The 18,567-nt window shown below is 30.9% G+C and carries 17 protein-coding genes; 9 read left to right on the top strand and 8 right to left on the bottom strand.

Annotated elements, in window-relative coordinates; genetic code table 11:
- Nucleotides 1-194 precede the first annotated feature (194 nt).
- Entirely contained in the window at nt 195-872 is a 678-nt protein-coding gene (locus DK442_RS11760; RefSeq protein WP_160114139.1) for a hypothetical protein, read from the top strand.
- A 497-nt stretch (nt 873-1,369) separates the two neighbouring features.
- Here DK442_RS11760 and DK442_RS11750 read toward each other — a convergent pair whose 3' ends face one another.
- From DK442_RS11750 to trpS, 3 genes are read right to left on the bottom strand one after another with little or no spacing between them, the layout of a single operon-like run.
- Entirely contained in the window at nt 1,370-3,673 is a 2,304-nt protein-coding gene (locus DK442_RS11750; RefSeq protein ID WP_109436077.1) for a hypothetical protein, read from the bottom strand.
- The gene (locus DK442_RS11745) at nt 3,670-4,683 is read right to left on the bottom strand and encodes a hypothetical protein (protein ID WP_109436076.1); all 1,014 of its coding nucleotides are present in this window, start codon (nt 4,681-4,683) and stop codon (nt 3,670-3,672) included. The genes DK442_RS11750 and DK442_RS11745 overlap by 4 nt, the downstream gene beginning before the upstream one ends.
- 58 nt (nt 4,684-4,741) lie before the next feature.
- Nucleotides 4,742-5,710, bottom strand: a complete 969-nt coding sequence (trpS, locus tag DK442_RS11740) for a tryptophan--tRNA ligase (RefSeq protein WP_109436075.1) — start codon at nt 5,708-5,710, stop codon at nt 4,742-4,744.
- Nucleotides 5,711-5,785: 75 nt separating this feature from the next.
- Here trpS and DK442_RS11735 point away from each other — a divergent pair, with 75 nt between their 5' ends.
- The 6 genes from DK442_RS11735 (at nt 5,786) to DK442_RS11710 (ending at nt 10,929) form a co-directional block, all read left to right on the top strand.
- On the top strand, nt 5,786-6,532 hold the full coding sequence (locus tag DK442_RS11735) for a 1-acyl-sn-glycerol-3-phosphate acyltransferase (protein WP_109436074.1): 747 nt from the start codon (nt 5,786-5,788) through the stop codon (nt 6,530-6,532).
- A 98-nt stretch (nt 6,533-6,630) separates the two neighbouring features.
- Nucleotides 6,631-7,443 carry an AraC family transcriptional regulator gene (locus DK442_RS11730; RefSeq protein WP_109436073.1) on the top strand — a complete coding sequence of 271 codons (813 nt, stop codon included), beginning with the start codon at nt 6,631-6,633 and terminating at the stop codon, nt 7,441-7,443.
- 67 nt (nt 7,444-7,510) lie between these two features.
- On the top strand, nt 7,511-7,981 hold the full coding sequence (locus tag DK442_RS11725) for a DUF6265 family protein (RefSeq protein ID WP_143918302.1): 471 nt from the start codon (nt 7,511-7,513) through the stop codon (nt 7,979-7,981).
- Between the two features lie 99 nt (nt 7,982-8,080).
- A complete protein-coding gene (locus DK442_RS11720) occupies nt 8,081-8,599 on the top strand; it encodes a DinB family protein (protein WP_109436071.1) in 519 nt (172 codons plus the stop codon).
- A 201-nt stretch (nt 8,600-8,800) separates the two neighbouring features.
- Entirely contained in the window at nt 8,801-9,988 is a 1,188-nt protein-coding gene (locus DK442_RS11715) for an HYR domain-containing protein (protein WP_235010949.1), read from the top strand.
- Between the two features lie 299 nt (nt 9,989-10,287).
- Nucleotides 10,288-10,929 carry a hypothetical protein gene (locus DK442_RS11710; protein WP_109436069.1) on the top strand — a complete coding sequence of 214 codons (642 nt, stop codon included), beginning with the start codon at nt 10,288-10,290 and terminating at the stop codon, nt 10,927-10,929.
- Between the two features lie 9 nt (nt 10,930-10,938).
- On the opposite strand, the gene DK442_RS11705 is transcribed toward DK442_RS11710, so the two are convergent.
- Complete coding sequence (locus DK442_RS11705; RefSeq protein ID WP_109436068.1) at nt 10,939-11,556, bottom strand: NAD(P)H-dependent oxidoreductase; 618 nt, start codon at nt 11,554-11,556, stop codon at nt 10,939-10,941.
- Between the two features lie 79 nt (nt 11,557-11,635).
- On the opposite strand from DK442_RS11705, the gene DK442_RS11700 reads away from it, so the two are divergent.
- Nucleotides 11,636-12,511, top strand: coding sequence for a LysR family transcriptional regulator (locus tag DK442_RS11700; protein ID WP_109436067.1), 876 nt, complete (start codon nt 11,636-11,638; stop codon nt 12,509-12,511).
- A 245-nt stretch (nt 12,512-12,756) separates the two neighbouring features.
- Here DK442_RS11700 and DK442_RS11695 read toward each other — a convergent pair whose 3' ends face one another.
- From DK442_RS11695 to recA, 4 genes are all read right to left on the bottom strand, one after another.
- Entirely contained in the window at nt 12,757-14,565 is a 1,809-nt protein-coding gene (locus DK442_RS11695) for an outer membrane beta-barrel protein (RefSeq protein ID WP_109436066.1), read from the bottom strand.
- Entirely contained in the window at nt 14,562-15,113 is a 552-nt protein-coding gene (locus DK442_RS11690; RefSeq protein WP_109436065.1) for an RNA polymerase sigma factor, read from the bottom strand. The genes DK442_RS11695 and DK442_RS11690 overlap by 4 nt, the downstream gene beginning before the upstream one ends.
- 20 nt (nt 15,114-15,133) lie before the next feature.
- A complete protein-coding gene (locus DK442_RS11685; protein ID WP_109436064.1) occupies nt 15,134-15,550 on the bottom strand; it encodes a hypothetical protein in 417 nt (138 codons plus the stop codon).
- Nucleotides 15,551-15,724: 174 nt separating this feature from the next.
- Nucleotides 15,725-16,732, bottom strand: coding sequence for a recombinase RecA (gene recA, locus DK442_RS11680; RefSeq protein WP_109436442.1), 1,008 nt, complete (start codon nt 16,730-16,732; stop codon nt 15,725-15,727).
- Nucleotides 16,733-17,408: 676 nt separating this feature from the next.
- On the opposite strand from recA, the gene DK442_RS11675 reads away from it, so the two are divergent.
- Nucleotides 17,409-18,440: a rhodanese-related sulfurtransferase gene (locus DK442_RS11675; protein ID WP_109436063.1), complete on the top strand. Its 1,032-nt coding sequence runs from the start codon at nt 17,409-17,411 to the stop codon at nt 18,438-18,440.
- Nucleotides 18,441-18,567: the final 127 nt, after the last annotated feature.

Genomic DNA, 18,567 nt, shown 5'->3' with positions numbered 1-18,567 from the left:
TCCAGAGAAAGTTTTCTGTCATTTTCTCCAAGGGGGTAAATAACCCTTTATAAGTGTGTTACATATTTTCTAGGATTTGTTACATCACTACCAATGTGCTTATAAGATCCTGTTTAATTTTGGATCAGACCGATCGATCATATCATGTTTTGGGGCCAAAACAACCATTAACTCATATTAAAACCATAGAAATTATGAAAAAAGTATCATTAAGTATAATTGCTATCTTATTAATTACTGTATACTCTTGTGAACAGGAAAATACCATCGAAGAACAAATTGCAGTTGATCAAAATATTCAAGCCGATGCAAAAGGTTGGGGAGAGATTTGCGTATATAAATTTCACTCTAATGCTAAACAAGTTACAAACCCTTTCACCGGTGAAAAAAGCTGTGAATCTGACCCAGGAAGTACATGTATAGAATGGAGGTGTCAAACAAACCCCGGACTCGCAATTACTCCTCCACTAGAGCTTTTTGATCCCTGTAAAATTATTAGATGTGACTGGGTATATAATGATCCATGGATTCTAGTTCATAAAGCCGATCCAAGGGTTTTTGAGTCCTTTAGAGATGTACTCAAATTAGATATTAAATCCAACACAGAAGGGATGTTGTTTGCCATGAATGAGAGTATTCTTGGAGTACAGTTTTATGGGGAGAATGATTTAATGTCAATACAATATGGTGATTCAAATCCAGAAGCTAATATTTTTTATCTTAAAAATAGTTTGACTTTGGATGCCTCATATTTAAAAGGTTTGGGACTTAAAGGAAATGTAATAAAAGCGGGGAAATACCCAGTTATTTTTAACAAAAAGAACAAAACCTATAATGTGATTTTAAAAGTAGAAAAAGGAATGTACGAATAAGAGATTATTATAAGTACACTATTTTCTATATCTAAGCTTGTTGAAGTTGGTTCTCCCAATACTTCTTTGACAGGCTTGGATTAGTTATTTATTTTTAAAATAGGCTTTTCGAATAAGTACAATATAGATCAATAATGGAATAAGTACACAAATAATTACAGATGAAGCAACATAGTTGCTCCCAAAATGATTAAAAAGATTAAGAAAATTTACCGATTGATCAAATAACGTATTCGAAAATATTTTAAAATTATCAATATATAGTAGTGAGACTATTATGATCGTTAAAAAACAGATTTTGAAGTAATGTTTTTTAAAAATTGTATCCAATAAAATAGCCCAACTTAATGGGATGAGAATAAACCAAATTATAATATTAATTTCCTCATAAGATAACCCGGTAAACTTTTCAAGAAATTTTAGAAAATCATATACTATTTTGAATAGAATTTTCATTTTATCAATCTCAAAATTAGTTGAGGCATGGATGTTTTTAATCAGAAATGAGAACTATAAGCTTTAAAATAACTACATTCTCGTATAATCATTTTATGAAATTCGGTATCTGAATACTGTTCTTTTAATATTTTAAAACTATTATAATTTGGTAATTGAATAGTTTGATATTCAGATAATTTTATTTCAAAAGTATTAGAACTACCATTATTATAGTAGTCATTAAGTTCGCATTTTGCCATTAGATATAGGCAACGAGCATTTAATTCTTTATCTGTAGACAAATCGATTACTTTTTGATAATATTCTATCGCAGTGTCGCTTAATCCAAAATAATGTTTGTCATAATAACTAACATCAGATAACGTATACCCTGATCTATTTGCAATGATATTAGCGCCTATTTTAGTATTCTTATATCTATCATTGGCATAGTCGATATAATTATAATCACAACAATTACCATTATTGGTTAAGATGCCTCTGTAATATCCAGTATTGGATATATTATAATAATAATTGGCTAATAAATAATTGGCTAATTTGGATTTCCATTGTTTCTCATTATGAGTTAATTTTTTTAATTCGATCAAATTTATAGCTAATTCTTTTTTTGAGAAATTGGTTTTAATGAATGAAAAAACATCTGCTTTATACACTTCGTCTGCCATAATATTTTTTTCAGGACAACTAAAACATTCTTTTATGTTGTTACTAAAAATAGTTCCAGGAATAGATGCCTCTCTTGCAGGATTTTTTTCTTTGTTAAAATAAATCAGCGCTTCTTCAGGATTTCTTTGATATAAATAATAGACTCCTTTTTGATGATTTATATAGCTTATAAAATCAAGAGAAGATTGAGATTTATTATTTAAAAGCATGTTTTCATACTTGCTTTTATTGGGCTTATGGTAAAACTTTTCTAAAGCATTTAGTAATTCTAATGAGCTAATATTTTTGACATTTTCAAGATGATTATGAACTAGAAATGCTTTGCCTATTTTATTATTTTTATAATATATATGTGAAATTCTATCAAGAATTAGGGGTTTCCAATCTTCATTGGTAGGATGATCTTCAATAATTTTGATTAAGTAATTTTCATTTTCTGGGGTAATAGTATCCCAACTAAAAACTTTATAAATGATGGATAATGTTTTCTTTTGTTCTGGAAATGATTGTACCTTATTTAATTTCTGGTTTGCAGTGGTAAGATCATTATTAATAAATGATAAATAGGAACTTGTGATTTTCCAAAAATCTTTATTTTTGATTTGAGTATTCTCAATTTGTTGCTCTGCTATTTGTAGGAGTTCTTTATAATTTTTATTGTTTTGGATATTTGGTAATGTCCTGTCGAAGGTACCAATATTTCTTGGCCAAATATCACGCTCTACATTACTTAATGCACGCATAAAAAGAAGTTCTACCCTTGGATCTTTTGCATCTAGATGTATAAATTTATTGATGTTGTTAACTTCATCAGAAAAATCTCTTAAGCTAGCAATTAACAACACATCTTTTTCGTCATCGATACCCGAAAAATATGGTTTACCCTCTGCGTTTTTATTTGCACAAAAATTGTAACTTAAAAAGGCAGATTTTTTTCTATCGATACTTTTGTTTAGCACTTTTGTAAAAAGATATGCTGCTTTTTCGTAATCTTTTAAAGAATAATAACAACCAGCAACCTGATCGGTTATATAGTAATAGATCTCATTTTTTGGTAACTGGTCCTCAACCTTTGTTTTGTAAAAATTTACAGCTTCACTAAAGCTCTTGGAATAATGTAAAATCCTAATAATTTGATAATAATACCTTGCTTTTAATTGCTGGTTGGCTTCGGCACTTAACAACAAATTTGCTTTTGCAAGTAAAGCTTCGGTATTTACAGTTTTTTGGGCTAAGATCTCATCATAATCCCATGAATTTCGCTTGTTTCTATACCTAAAAGCTTCACTGCATTGTTGAGCAAATTCGATATAGGTTTTAGCGCTTTTTTCGGCTTTAGTGGTTTTGTTCTTCCAGTTAAAACTATCAAAATTATAAATTACATTTTCTATATCCTTGGTACTCCAGTCTAGCAAAACTTCTTTCCATAGATTTACATTCCCTCTAGGGTAAACAATTTCTTTCTTTTCATCATAATAATTCTCACCATAAAAGTTATTGTATTCATCCCTTAAAAAAGGGTAAAACTCTTTTGCAGAAATGTTAGTTTGTACGAATAAATTATAGAAACTATCACCTTCCCAATATCCATCACCACCACAAACAAAATTGTGATCACTTGCAAAGATAATTGAAGAGATAAAGGCCAATGTATAGGTTAATATAGTTCTCATAACTGCTCTATTATTTTTTTTAAATCAATGGTTAAGAGTGATTGCTCATCCAAATGATAAAAAATGATATCGTTAGTTTGTAATTTACTTTCTTTAATTGTTTTATAAGATGCTATAATTTCGGCTTCTGTTAATTCTTCTAATTTTAAAGTATACCCTTTACTAAGATAAAACCCTTTATAGAGTGTGTCTTTTACAATCTCAAAATTGAATTCATTTAATTTTTTAAAATGAATATCGTTTTCCAAAACGAGCCGTTCTGTATTTTTGATGATTTTAATTTTATCATCCATATTGCTAACAACTGTTTGAGAAAACAAAGGTAAACCAATATGTAACGGCAAGGGGTATGCGGTTTTAGAATTTATGTATTGTTTTACAATTGTATTTTCTAAAATAGAATTCTGTTGTTTGTTTTTTAGATCACCAATGTTGTAAACCATTAAAGTTCCCTTTTTTACAGGTGGAACTCCTGTTTCTTCTTTAAATTTTATTTGATGTAACCTAATGGTTACATCAATATCAAACTGTGTTGATAATGTCTTTAAAAATTCGAAATAAACATTTCTAGTACTTTGTGTCCAGTCACAATCAATCTGAATTTCTTTAATCTCTCTACCAAAATGTTTTGTACTTATTTGATGGATTAATTTGGTGATGTTGCCAGATAAACCTACAAGATCTAATTTTTTTATCTTAAATACTTCATTTGTAATATACACAACAGGCACAATATCAAAATCCTGATATTCTTTTGAAACCTTTTTTACAACATAGGTTGGAAAAACCTCAGTATTATAGCTGTTTGTTCTTCCTTTTGTTGTGATATCAAAATAATGAAGATAGATTTTATCAGTACGTGCAGTATGAATCGCTTTTGTATAAGATTCATTAAAACTTGCCTCAGACTTCCAATGATAGAAAGAAATACTAGTCTTAGATAAGTGCTCTTTAGAACAAGAAGTGAATATACATAGTAGTAAAAAAGAATAATAAACACTTTTTGTCATAAACTAGTAAATGAATCTAATTGTTTTGAAACAAAGCTTTTAAAAATTGATATATTAACTAATATCCCACCTTTTTACGCACTCTTGTCAATACGCTATCTGCTATTGTAGTTGCTTTTTTGGCACCTATAGCTAGAGCTTCATCAACTTCATTAAGGTTGTTCATATAATAATTGTAGCGTTCCCTAACTGTAGCAAATTTATCGATAAGTAGCTCGTATAATGCTTGCTTTGCATGACCATACCCATAATTACCACCACGATAATTTTTTCGCATTTCTTCTTGCTGTTCTTCAGTAGCAATAAGTTTATATATAGCAAATAAATTGCAAGTATCTGGATCTTTTGGTTCTTCTAAAGGGGTACTATCAGTCTGAATCGTCATAATCTGTTTACGCAGTTTCTTGTCAGGCAAAAACAGATTGATAATATTGCCTTTTGATTTACTCATTTTGATACCATCGGTTCCAGGGACATACATTGTTTCTTTTTGTACCTGAGCTTCTGGTAATACAAATACCTCACCAACCTGAGCATGTATTCTTGAAGCTACATCACGTGTCATTTCTAGATGTTGTAATTGATCCTTTCCTACAGGAACAATCTCTGCATCATACAATAGAATATCTGCAGCCATTAACATAGGGTATGTAAATAGCCCAGCGTTTACATCCTCTAATCGATCAGCCTTATCCTTAAAAGAGTGAGCAAGGGTAAGTCGTTGATAAGGAAAGAAACAACTTAAGTACCACGATAATTCTGTTACCTGCGGAATATCACTTTGCCTATAAAAAACTGTTTTTTCTATGTCCAATCCACAAGCTAACCAGGTAGCTGCAGTAGAGTAGGTATTCTCCCGTAATACTTTAGCATCTTTAATTTGTGTAAGTGAATGCATATCAGCGATAAACAGAAACGATTCATTCTGTGGCTGATTTGCCATTTCGATAGCAGGAAGTATGGCTCCTAATAAATTTCCTAGATGCGGAGTCCCTGTACTTTGTACTCCTGTTAGAATTCTGGACATGATAATTTTTCTAATTTCTTGGCAAAGGTAATTTTTTTGTTCACATAGCTCAAACCAATTGTGTATTTTTGGGCAATGCAATTATTAAGGAACATACTTATTCTGTTGTGGCGTATCTGGTTTTATATCCTTATGGGTATTCCAATACTTATTATGTTTCCATTACTATTAGTCCTTTCTTCAACAGAAAAGTTATATCCACAGTTTTTTGTAGTAGCAAGATTTTGGGCAAAAATTGTATTGTATGGATCAGGCTTTATACCTAGAGTAACCAAAGAAGAATCGGTTGATCGCAAGAAGAGCTACATGTTTGTGGCTAATCATGCATCGATGACTGATATCATGTTAATGTTATACTGTGTAAAAAATCCTTTTGTTTTTGTTGGCAAAAAGGAGTTGGCAAAGATTCCGGTTTTTGGATTTTTCTACAAACGAACCTGTATTCTTGTTGATCGTAATAGCCAGCGTAGTCGTAAAGAGGTTTTTGATAGGGCACAGGCCAGATTACATGATGGTACAAGTATCTGTATTTTTCCTGAAGGAGGCGTTCCAGATGATGAATCTATTGTATTAGATCAGTTTAAAGACGGAGCTTTTAGATTAGCTATAGATCACCAGATCCCAATATTACCACTTGCATTTTTTGATAATAAAAAACGATTTTCGTATACCTTCTTTAGTGGCGGTCCTGGTATTATGAGGGCTCGTATTCTTAAAGCAATTCCAACAAAAGGGCTAACACAAGAACAGAAGAAAGAATTGCGCGAACAAACGCGGGATACAATTTTAAGTACTCTGGAATCAGAACCCAGGAATAGCTAAGTCATATATGTGTTTTTCATCCTGGTATTAAAGGGAGATATTTTGTAGCAGTTGGTTTTTATAGTAGTATAGAAATTATCTAATGATTAGTCGCAATTATGAATGAAATATACATTCAGAAAGATGCCGATCCAAAGGTGTCAATAATGATTCAAAGCTTTTGGTGGATTGATAAACAAGGTGATCTTACTATTCAAAGAGAAAAAATTATTCCAGATGGATATCCAGAACTTATTTTTCATTTGGGAGATGCATATAAAACTAATATAAATGGAGTTTGGGAATTACAAGGTAAAGACTTAATTGCGGGTCAGATCAAAAATAGTTTTTTCCTTGAAAATACAGGTGAATCAAAAATGTTTGCTATTAAGATGCAACCATGGGCATTGACCGAACTATTTGATATTGAAATTACGAGTTTAACGGATAAGGTGGTCGAAATCCCTTTAAAAAGTCTAAAAATTCTGAAACCAATTAAAGAAGTGGCTACTAGTTCTCTTTCTTTTGATGAAAAAGTAAAACAAATTGAAAATTGGTTTTTGTTGTGTATTTCTAAATTGAAAATAAAACCTTTAAAAGGACAAAAGATAGTCGAATTAATTATCAGGAATAATGGAAAACTTAGCTTAAAGGAAATCCAAAATAAAATTGGAATTAGCGAAAGAAGTTTAGAACGTTATTTTAAAGCACACATTGGCTTGTCTCCAAAGTTTTATGTTAGGATTATTAGATTTTCCTATATTTTTAGATTAATTCAGGAAGGTGATATCGATTGGTCGGATATCGTTTTTCAAGCTGGGTTTTATGATCAATCTCATTTCATTAAAAATTTTAAAGAATTTACTGGCGAAGATCCATCTCAATACAAATTCTTTGAAGAAAATATGGCAAATTTATTCTTGAAAAAATAAAGTGTCGGTTTTTTACAATCCTTAAACATACTTAGAAATTAATTTTACAGTATTAAAAAGTAAAATAATGAGGATTATAAAATTAAGTATCATTTTAGTAGTATTCGTTTTGCAACATGTCTATGGACAGAAGATAGAAATGCAAAAAATAAACTTCTTAATCGGAACATGGAAAATAGAAGGGAAAGAGAGTTATGAAACCTGGCAAAATAAGGATGGTAAATTTACTGGAGAATCTTACAAAATAAGAGATGAAAAAAAATATGTTTCTGAAAAGTTAGAGATAAAATTGTTTGATAATAATTTAGTATATATTGCCAAAGTATTCAATCAAAACGAAGGGAAAGGTATTAGATTTATACTAAAACAATCAGAGAGATATTTATTTTCTTTTGAGAATTTGCAGCATGACTTTCCAAAAAAAATTCAATATAAAATTATTAATAAAGATGAGTTACTTGTATCTGTTCTGGGAGAGCATGATAAAGGATTTTCCTATACTCTAATTCGGGTTCATAGTTCTGGAAAAGAAAATTAACAACTACTCCTTTTGTATGCGTACAAAATCTATTACATTTAAAGTAAGTATTCTGTGAAGAGTACTTAATTATTCGTGAAACAGTTAAAAATATAAAGGATGAAACAAATAAAATGGTTTGATCGGAAATTTGAATTTTCCTTTGAGCAGAATATTTTTCCTTCAATACTAGAGAGATTAGATGGTACTTCATTGCGACTGAATGATAAGATTAATAAAATACCAACAGAACAATTAACCAAACGTAATAATAATAGCTGGTCGATTCAGGAAAATGTAGGGCATTTGATTGATCTTGAACCTATTTGGCAAGGTAGATTAGAAGATATTCTTAGTAATCAAAAATATCTGAGAACCGCTGACTTAGAAAACAGGAAAACTCATTTTGCACAACATAATAAAAAACCAGTTGAACTTTTGTTAAAAGAATTTCAAGATATTCGAAAAAGGACAATAAATAGCTTGAAATTAGTAACAGAAAAACAAGTTTATCAATATGCACTACATCCAAGACTAGAAACGCCAATGCGAACCATGGATCTGTTTCTTTTTGTAGCAGAACATGATGATCACCATCTTGCTAGGATAAGTGAGTTGAATAAATTACTAACAGAGTGAGCAAGAAATTGCTCAAAAAGACACCAATACTCTAGTAGGCATGAGAAGATTTTTAATCCCCAAGAGATTCAGGGATATTGTGTATATGCTTTTTAAAGAGAGTTTTGAATACATAGTTGACTAAACATGTGTTGCTAATTCTGAAACATATGTTTCTATTATATAGGTTGAAACCTTATAGATTTGCATAAAAAAGCCATCATGTTCAAAGAAAATCTTTCCTTCAAGTTAATAGTATTTTTATTTATGTCTGTCAATATATCTGTAACTAGTTGTAGTAGTAATGATGGGAGCGATGTTGAAACAGAAGAGCCCAAGGATAATATAGACTCTACTATAGCATGTATTTCAAATATTAGTGAAGTTGTGGATGCTTCATCAAATGGTAAAGAGATAACATATACTACACCAGTTGGTTCTGATAACCTACCAGGAGCTGTCACTTCACAAACAAAAGGTTTAGCATCTGGTGAGGTATTCCCCGTTGGAACTACCACAAATACATTTCAAGTAAAGGATGCAGCTGGCAATACGGTATCTTGTAGTTTTGACGTTGTAGTAACAAGAGACGAACCTTCATCAAATGCCCCTTACTTTATAGGGTCTGCTGATCCAGCTCCTTCTGGTAAATCATGGAGTAAAGTAGAAAACTTATCTGATGAGTTTGATGATGGTATTTTTGACGAAAGTAAATGGTTAAACACAGATCCAAAGAGGTGGATTGGGAGAGCTCCAGGGATTTTCAAGAAAAATACAATGACAGAAACTGAAAATAATCTTAGACTAACAGCCTATAAGTTGGATACACCAGAAATGGTAAATGGTAATACATTTACACATGCAGGGTCATATATTGGTTCCAAGGCAGCAGCGCAGGTCGGGTATTATTTTGAATGTAGAATGAAGGCTAATAAAACGTTTATGTCCTCTACATTTTGGTTAATTAATCATAGAAATGAAGGTACAGGTTGTGATAGAAGAGTTACAGAATTAGATATTCAGGAATGTGTAGGACAAGTTACAGCAACTGCAGATTGGGCTTTGCAATTTGATGAAACTATTCACTCTAATACACACAGTAGACAAACTGATTGTCCAGCAACAGGAACAGGATCTGTGGGAGGTAATACCGAAGTAGGAGGGAAAGTATGGTCAGATTATCATATTTATGCCGCTTGGTGGAAAAGTGCTACCGAAATAGAATTTTATTTAGATGGTAAAAAAGTGTATACGGCTATTCCAAAAGCAGATTTTGATTTACCAATGTATTTAAGAATGGTTGTTGAGACATATGACTGGAACCCTGTTCCTTCTGATGGGGGTATGACAGGAACCGAAGAAGAAAGAACAACCTCTTATGATTGGGTAAGAACGTGGGAATTAAAATAAAAAAGTTAAAACCAAGCATGTGATACCGAATGCATATGCTTGTTAACTCCTTAGCTTTGAGATACTATTAAATACTAAGGGTATACATTTTATTTAATTTGCTTTATGCTCTTATATGTTATTCAACATATCTTTTAGACAGAGTGTAAGGATTGATATATAGATTTAAAAGTTTAAAAAACTAAACCAATTCTCAGGTAAGTTTCACTGAAAACAAGGTAATTTAAGAAAGAAGGAACACTTATTTTTATTCTGAAAACATTGAGACATCTTTTAATTAGAATAAATCAAACTAAGAAATGAACTTACAATATATTTTGCTTGGTTTAATTTTGATAATATCATGCAAATCAAATACGAATAAAGATGAGAAGGAAGAAAAATTGATAGAAGAGTCAAATAAAGAAGAAGAGGTTGCTAAAGAAAATAGTAAAGAATTTATAACCTTTTGTTTTTATCAATTAGATGATAAATATTCGAATGAAAATGATAGTATTAAAATACAAGAATGGATAAAAAAAGAATCCGACATCATAAAAACAGGAAAGCTTAACAGTAATGATTTATTTGATCATAATGCTGGTGGGCCTAACGGTGCAGAATGGAATGCTGGAACTCATATTTACCTGGTAATACAACAGTCACCTTCTTCTGTAACTGAGAACCCAAAAATATGTATCAATGGAAAACCTTTTTATGATAAAAGCATCTATGAATCAAAAAACCTAAAATGGTTTCTCATCAGAAAAGAATATTGGTATAATCAATTAAGAGATGTAAATTCTACAGATATCAAAGATTTATATCCTGATCCAGAAATTCAAAACGCCATTAAAAATGAAGAATATGAACCTTATGTTGGACAAGTGCTAAGGTTTGATATTAGTTATGAGAATTTACATCGAATAACCAAATATTTTCATGTAGCTTATGGAGAATGAAATTTTAGATTATGAAAACCAACTATCGATCAGGGTTTTTATTTCTGATTTTGCATGTTTAAGAATTGAGTTTAATTGGTCTCTATTTTGATCAACTCCAAAAGCCAAAATCTGTTCTGTAGGAATGCCTATGAAATCAAAATTTTGTTTAATCGTAGATGAAGCATATTCTTTAACATTATTCGAAGTATTATAATCAAAACCACTTACTATAATTGATAAAGCTTTTTTATTGGCACAAAGACCTGTAAATCCGGTTTTGGGGCTAAAAGAAAATGTTTTGTCACTAACGATAATAGCATCTATCCAAGCTTTTACGGCAGCTGGCATTGTAAAATTATAAATTGGAAAAGCCAGTACAATATTGTCAACTTCAAGCACTTGTTCTATGAGTTTATGATGATTCGATAGAATTAAGAGTTCTGTTTCTGAAAAATCTCTTTTGCCTTGATTCCATTGCATTATTAAATTCAAATTTTTTGTTAATAATAAATCAGGTGGGGTTTCGGCTAAATTTAGATGCCTTATTTCTGTTTTTCCTTTAGCTAGTTTCACAAATTCATCAAATAAAATTTTTGTATAAGAGCCTTTTCTGGGAGTGTAATTTATTACTAATGTCTTTGTCATGTTTTTATTTTTGAACAAATGTAAATTCAATCAATTAATAATTTTAATTATTTTTGTTTGATTATTTATAATAAATGTTATGATTAACTTGGAGTGGTTGAGAACTTTTAGGGCTATATATGAATGTAAAAATATTACAGAAGCTTCATTAAAATTAAATATGACTCAACCAGGGGTTAGTAAACATTTGTCAGCTCTCGAAAGCCATATTGGCAAAAAGTTGTTTGAAAGGACTACCAGAAAATTAGCACCTACCGAATATGGGAAATTTTTGTATTCACAAGTTAATAATCCATTACAAGAATTAGAGAAGGTAGAGTATTATTCGAATCAAAGAAGAAAAAAAACACGCTCTGCAATAATAATTGGTTGTACTACAGACTTTTTTAATAAAGAACTAATCCATAAAATGTATTCATTTGATATGTACATTGTAACTCATTTTGGGACAGAAAAAGAGCTAATAGAAGCTCTTGAAATAGATAAAGTTCAGTTATTAGTCGGAATAAAAAAACATGGTATTTATGATCATCAATTTGCGTATATAAAAAATGAAGAATTAGAATTAATCTGTTCTAATACTATAGATATTCCAGAAAATATAGAAAACAATGAGCGAGAACTCACCAAATGGTTGCAAAAGCAAACTTGGTTTGTCTATGACAATGATCAGAGTGATATTAATTTTTTTTGGGAGACAAATTTTAACAAGAGCCTCAAAATAATCCCGAGATATATTTTACCTTCTTATCTGGATATAATAGAGGTTTTAAAAAAGAATAATGGGTTTAGTGTAGTTCCTAAACATTTGTTTGAAAAAGAATTAAAAGATAACTTAATTAAGACTCCAATTAATTCTGCTAAAAAATCAGAACAAAAACTATTTTATTCTTATAAACTTAAGAATAGTAACTTGAAAGAAATTAATAAATTCATAGAGGGAATGAAAAACTAGTACTACTACAGAATATCTTGAATTATTAATAAAGGTTTTTTTAAGAGAATCATCACAGGTTTTCGGTCTTACCATTATAGTACAGATCTATACAAACACAATAGAGATTGTTTTTATTGAGAACAGGAGTCTAAATAATATTTAGAAAAACGAAAGTCGTTCCTCCCCAGGAACGACTTTGTTCATCATTGCTTATTATGTGTTGCAATAACTACCTAACCAACTAAAAAAGGTTTTGTATAGATCTAAAATTTAAAGCTTACCCCTGTGTAAACTCCAAAATAATAAGGTTTAAAATTACCGGCATTATTATTAAATGCGTTAAATTGATATTTAAAGATGGGTTCGAGATTAATCTCGAACTGATCTGATATTTTATAATCAACACCAAGTCCGATGTTACCTGTAAAACTTAAATCATTAAGATTATTGGCTTCACCAATAGAAGTTTCAAAATCTCCGGCCTCTAGGGAAACCTCGTTATCTTGTAAAAATAATGTGCTAAAACCGCCAATCATATTGACACCAAACTTTTTGTCTACTAAGGAATACTTCATTTCCATAGGAACTTCTATATATGCAATACTCTGATTGATTAATCCAACATTTTGAGTTTGGTCTAGTGCATTTCTGTTAATATCAAAAGCTTCAATATCTCTTGTATTTCCAATATCAGAAATAAGAATTGCTCCGGCGTTTTCATTATAATTTACACTTTCTAGGTTTTGTCCAACAGCAGAAGGAGCAAAACCAACACCATTTGTATTGTAGCTTAAATCTACCTTACTTACTCCTGAGCGGACACTAAGTTTTTTAGTAATAGCATAAGAAACTTGAACTCCATAACTCATATTTACCTGTCCATTTTTGTTGTTGTCAGCAAATTGAGGATCAATCGGAGATCCATCTCCAATAGAATTGTAATATACGGGAGCTATGTTTGGTGAAATATTCCATTTTTTTGAAGATGATGGGGTTTCAACAACCTCTTCTTCTTGATTTACTACATCAAAGATGGACTTTTTACCTTTGTCATCTAGATGTTCAGATTCTTCAGGAACGGTATTATTTTCTTTATTTCTTTCAGTATTGTTAGTACTCTTTTCGGCTATAGCATCTGTATTTGTTGCATTATTTTGATCTGGAGAGATAAAAGTAGAATGCTCTTTATCAGATTTCATTTCTTTATTTGGAGAGTTAGCAGCAGTAGAGGGCGTAGTCGAATTTTTTTCACGAATTATATCATCTTTTTCAGAACTAAAGGTTTTGCCTTTAGTATTTGTAGGAGTATTTATAGTTTTATTTCTTTCAGAATGATCATTACTTTTTTCGACTATAGCATTAGTGTTTGTTGTATTATTTTGATCTGGAGAGATAAAAGTAGAATGCTCTTTATCAGATTGTATTTCTTTATTTGAAGAGTTAGCAGCAGTAGAAGAAGTAGTCGAAATTTTTTCATGAACGATATCCTCTTTTTCAGAATTAAGAGCTTTGTCTTTAGTAGTTGTGTTTTTTAAAGAATGATCAACTATACGTTGTTCATCATTGGTAGTTGTAAGAGTATTTGTCGCATTATTTTTTACTGATTGTGATTGCTTTTCTTTAGTATCAGCAATAGTTATATTTTCCTTTGTTCCAGAAGGATCAAAATAATTGTTTTGAATTGTTTTGGTATCGTAATCATTTTTTTCTTCACTTTTATCAGAACCAGAGGCTTTTTCTTTTTCTGTATTGACTATTGGTTTTTTATTAGTTGTAGTTGTTTCAAAAGAATCATCAGGAATCTCTTCGACATTGGTTTTAGTTTCAGAATTGGTTATCGTCTGATCTTGTTGTTGGGTGGTGGTATTAAAAGGAAGGTTGCTGATACCAAATATAATAGCAATTAAAGCAGCAATACCTGCAATTCTATACCAAAAAGGAATAAGAAAAACTCTCTTTTTATTTTGGTTTTTCCGGGCTTTTATTTTCTCCCATACTATTTCATCAGGAATAACTTCAAAATCTTTGAATTTTTCCTGAAATAACCGATCTATATTTTTTTTATCATTCATCTTCGTCCTTCAATTGAGCGAACATATGGTTCTTGGTTGGTTTCTAGTTTTTCTTTTAAAATATTTCTTGCTCTGGCAAGGTTAGATTTAGAAGTTCCTATAGATATCTCAAGCATTTCAGCAACCTCCTTATGTGAATACCCATCTAGCACATAAAGATTAAATACCAATCGATATCGATCAGGTAGTTGTTGAATAATTTTAAGAAGATAATCTAATGAAACTTCATCATCGTCAATTTGTACTTCTACTTCTTCAATTTGTTCTTCGTTAATAATATCAAAAACTTTTTGTTTCCGATATTTTTGTAAAGCTGTATTTATAGTTACCCGTTTTATCCACCCTTCAAAAGAACCCTTATTTTTATATTGGGTTATTTTATCAAAAATGGTGATGAAAGCATCTTGCAGGGTATCTTCGGCACTAGAATAATCGTTAGAATATTTTAAGCAAATAGAGAATAACTTGCTACTGTATAGTCTATACAATTGTTCTTGCGCTACCGCATTTCCTTTTTTACATCCCTTTATGAGTTGGTCTAAACTCACTAATAACTTTTTTAGTTTAATTATAATACAGGTACTTCTCTAATTAAAAATTGATTATCTCCATTCTCATCTTTTCCTTGCCAAAATCTAAAAATGTAAGAATCTTCTTCTCCAACCAAAAAGTCGAAAGAAACTTCTACAAGATCGGTCATGTCTAGTTCTTCACAATTCCCTCTGTTAACCACCAAATTAATTACTGATACAGTTCTTTCGTTGGCTAATCTGTCATAATCAAACCCTGCAAAAGAATGACAATTTGATGTTCTAAAATAAGAAACAGTAATTGTATAAATCTCACCACGGTTAAATTGCTCAGGGACCGAAGCATCTTGTACCGTAACTAATTCATAAAAAAAACTAGTTTCATTATCATCATTAGAACACCCTGTAGATACAGCTACAATAAAAAATATCAATATTATTCTTATCCTTCTCATAATTGGGGTTTCGAGAAATAATACAATTATTCTATTATGTAGATGTAAGTAAGTAAATAAGGTTGCTTAGGTAAGCTTAAATTTACACTTATTTTAATTATATCAGGATATAGTTACCTTTAGACATAAAAAAACCCCGAAACTTCGGGGTTTTTTTATGGTATTAAGAAAGTTTTACTCTTTTACAATTTTTATAGCTTCAATAATTTTCTGTTCGAGCTCTTCCATAAGCTCAGGATTATCATTAAGTAATGCTTTTACTGCATCTCGGCCTTGACCAAGTTTAGTATCCTGATAGCTAAACCAAGAACCACTTTTCTTTATGATTTCATAGTCAACACCAATATCAATGATTTCTCCATTTTTAGAAATACCTTGTCCGTACATGATATCAAACTCTGCAGTTCTAAATGGTGGTGCAACTTTGTTTTTGACTATTTTTACCCGTGTTTTATTTCCTTGTACCTCGCTATTACTATCTTTAATTTGTGTAGAACGGCGAATATCCAAACGAACAGAAGCATAAAACTTTAATGCATTACCACCAGTAGTAGTTTCAGGATTTCCAAACATCACTCCGATTTTTTCACGAAGCTGGTTAATAAAGATTACAGTACAGTTTGTTTTACTAATTGAGCTGGTTAGTTTTCTAAGAGCCTGTGACATTAATCTTGCATGAAGACCCATTTTAGAGTCTCCCATTTCGCCTTCGATTTCACTTTTAGGAGTAAGTGCAGCTACAGAATCGACAACTATGATGTCAATAGCTCCAGAACGAATTAAATTATCCGCAATCTCTAAGGCTTGTTCACCATTGTCGGGTTGAGAAATAATTAAATTTTCAATATCTACACCTAATTTTTCTGCATAAAAACGATCAAAAGCATGTTCAGCATCTATAAATGCTGCGATACCTCCACCTTTTTGTGCTTGAGCTATGGCGTGCAGTGTAAGGGTTGTTTTACCAGAAGATTCTGGTCCATAAATTTCTACAACTCTACCTCTTGGATATCCTCCAACACCTAAAGCTAAGTCCAAACCAAGTGATCCTGTAGGGATAACCTCCACCTCTTGGATGGCACTGTCCCCCATTTTCATTACAGTTCCTTTTCCGTATGCTTTATCTAATTTATCTAAGGTAAGTTTTAGTGCTTTTAATTTTGCGTCTTTTTCTGTACTCATTTGTTGATCAAATATATCGGGATTTGACATTCTATTGTAAACTTTTTGCTAAAGTACTATTTCTTTTTGTAGTTGTGATATGGATTCTAAAATCGTTATTAACAACAGAATATAATGGATTTATATATAATATTTCTAGAATTATAAGAATCATGATATAGTACCTAAAAAGTACTTTTTCTATTATATCACGCAACCTTATATTTTTTTTGCATCTACTATAAAAGCAAATATGAACAAAAGAAGGAGGAAGGTGATCGATGAAATTTCTTAAAAAGGTCGTAAGACATAACCTTAACCACTCTACAATTGCTAGTATTAGTAATTGTAGAGTAGAAGGTGGTTAGCTTCGTTATTATATTGATTTAGATCGTTAAATTAAGTATTAACGAATTGGCCAAAAAAATGCCTTGAATTCTTTTCAAGGCATTTTTTATATTCAGAAAATACAATTTATTGATTTTACTTCTACAGAATTATTCTCATATCTAGACTTTCATAATAGATATGTAGTATCCGTTTCATTTTTTGGGACTTGGGTTTTAAAGTTAGATAGGGTTTTTTATAAAGAGAAAGTAAAGTTGAATCTAGTATTAGACCCTGAGATGAAAATAAAAATTATTTGTACTTTTGTGCGAAATAAATTATTCTTTTTAACTTAAAACGTAGGTATAGCATGCAACTGTACAACAAATTAAGCGCAAAAGAAAGAGCAGCTCTTATTGATGAGGCGGGTACAGACCGACTTACGCTATCTTTCTACGCATACGCAAATATTGGTAATCCAGAAATCTTTAGAAATCACCTTTTTATTCATTGGAATGAACTCGATGTTCTTGGTCGAATTTACGTAGCCAAAGAAGGAATTAATGGGCAATTATCTGTTCCTGCGCCTAATTTTTTGGCTTTCAAAAAACACTTAGATAGTATTACCTTCCTGGAAAATGTACGTCTTAATATTGCGCGAGAACAAGATGCAAAATCCTTTTTAAAACTGAAAGTAAAAGTGCGTAACAAAATAGTTGCAGATGGTCTTAATGATGATACTTTTGATGTGACTAATAAAGGAGTACATGTAGATGCTTCGGCATTTAATCAACTTATAGAAGATCCAAATACTGTATTGGTTGATATGCGTAATCATTATGAGAGTGAAATCGGACATTTTAAAGGAGCCGTTACACCAGATGTTGATACGTTTAGAGATTCTTTGGATATTATAGAAGAAGATCTTAAAGAACATAAAGAGGATAAAAAACTAGTAATGTACTGCACAGGGGGTATACGATGTGAGAAAGCTAGTGCTTATTATAAACATAAAGGATTCAAAAATGTATTTCAATTAGAAGGAGGAATCATAGAATATGCAAGACAAGTAGAAGCACAAGGTCTGGAAAACAAGTTTTTAGGAAAAAACTTCGTTTTTGATCACAGAAGAGCAGAACGTATATCAGAAGATGTAATTGCTAACTGTCATCAATGTGGAGAGCCATGCGATACTCATGTAAACTGTGATAATGAGGCGTGTCATTTACTATTTATTCAATGTTCAACATGTGCCGAGACCTTTGAAAATTGTTGTTCGACAGAATGCATGGAGATTAATAGATTACCATTCGAAGAACAAAAAGCTCTTAGAAAAGGCAAAGCAAATAGTAATAAAATCTTTAAAAAAGGTCGTTCTGAAGTATTGAAATATAAACAGTAATTGCTAAAATGCAAAAGATACTATGTTGATAATTTTTTTCATAGTATCTTTATCGATTAAGATATTAGATACGGTAATCGTTTCTGATTTTAGTAAGAACCATATTTGTTGTAGTGTTTAAAGCTGC

The organism is Aquimarina sp. AU119 (genome assembly GCF_900312735.1).
GTDB lineage: Bacteria > Bacteroidota > Bacteroidia > Flavobacteriales > Flavobacteriaceae > Aquimarina > Aquimarina algiphila.
This window is presented reverse-complemented; position numbering and strand designations above follow the sequence as displayed.

Excerpts from the sequence above, each read along its gene's own strand:
- DK442_RS11760 (WP_160114139.1), top strand. The coding sequence starts at position 195 with ATGAAAAAAGTATCATTAAGTATAATTGCTATCTTATTAATTACTGTA.
- DK442_RS11750 (WP_109436077.1), bottom strand. The coding sequence starts at position 3,673 with ATGAGAACTATATTAACCTATACATTGGCCTTTATCTCTTCAATTATC.
- DK442_RS11745 (WP_109436076.1), bottom strand. The coding sequence starts at position 4,683 with ATGACAAAAAGTGTTTATTATTCTTTTTTACTACTATGTATATTCACT.
- trpS (WP_109436075.1), bottom strand. The coding sequence starts at position 5,710 with ATGTCCAGAATTCTAACAGGAGTACAAAGTACAGGGACTCCGCATCTA.
- DK442_RS11735 (WP_109436074.1), top strand. The coding sequence starts at position 5,786 with ATGCAATTATTAAGGAACATACTTATTCTGTTGTGGCGTATCTGGTTT.
- DK442_RS11730 (WP_109436073.1), top strand. The coding sequence starts at position 6,631 with ATGAATGAAATATACATTCAGAAAGATGCCGATCCAAAGGTGTCAATA.
- DK442_RS11725 (WP_143918302.1), top strand. The coding sequence starts at position 7,511 with ATGAGGATTATAAAATTAAGTATCATTTTAGTAGTATTCGTTTTGCAA.
- DK442_RS11720 (WP_109436071.1), top strand. The coding sequence starts at position 8,081 with ATGAAACAAATAAAATGGTTTGATCGGAAATTTGAATTTTCCTTTGAG.
- DK442_RS11715 (WP_235010949.1), top strand. The coding sequence starts at position 8,801 with ATGTTCAAAGAAAATCTTTCCTTCAAGTTAATAGTATTTTTATTTATG.
- DK442_RS11710 (WP_109436069.1), top strand. The coding sequence starts at position 10,288 with ATGAACTTACAATATATTTTGCTTGGTTTAATTTTGATAATATCATGC.
- DK442_RS11705 (WP_109436068.1), bottom strand. The coding sequence starts at position 11,556 with ATGACAAAGACATTAGTAATAAATTACACTCCCAGAAAAGGCTCTTAT.
- DK442_RS11700 (WP_109436067.1), top strand. The coding sequence starts at position 11,636 with ATGATTAACTTGGAGTGGTTGAGAACTTTTAGGGCTATATATGAATGT.
- DK442_RS11695 (WP_109436066.1), bottom strand. The coding sequence starts at position 14,565 with ATGAATGATAAAAAAAATATAGATCGGTTATTTCAGGAAAAATTCAAA.
- DK442_RS11685 (WP_109436064.1), bottom strand. The coding sequence starts at position 15,550 with ATGAGAAGGATAAGAATAATATTGATATTTTTTATTGTAGCTGTATCT.
- recA (WP_109436442.1), bottom strand. The coding sequence starts at position 16,732 with ATGAGTACAGAAAAAGACGCAAAATTAAAAGCACTAAAACTTACCTTA.
- DK442_RS11675 (WP_109436063.1), top strand. The coding sequence starts at position 17,409 with ATGCAACTGTACAACAAATTAAGCGCAAAAGAAAGAGCAGCTCTTATT.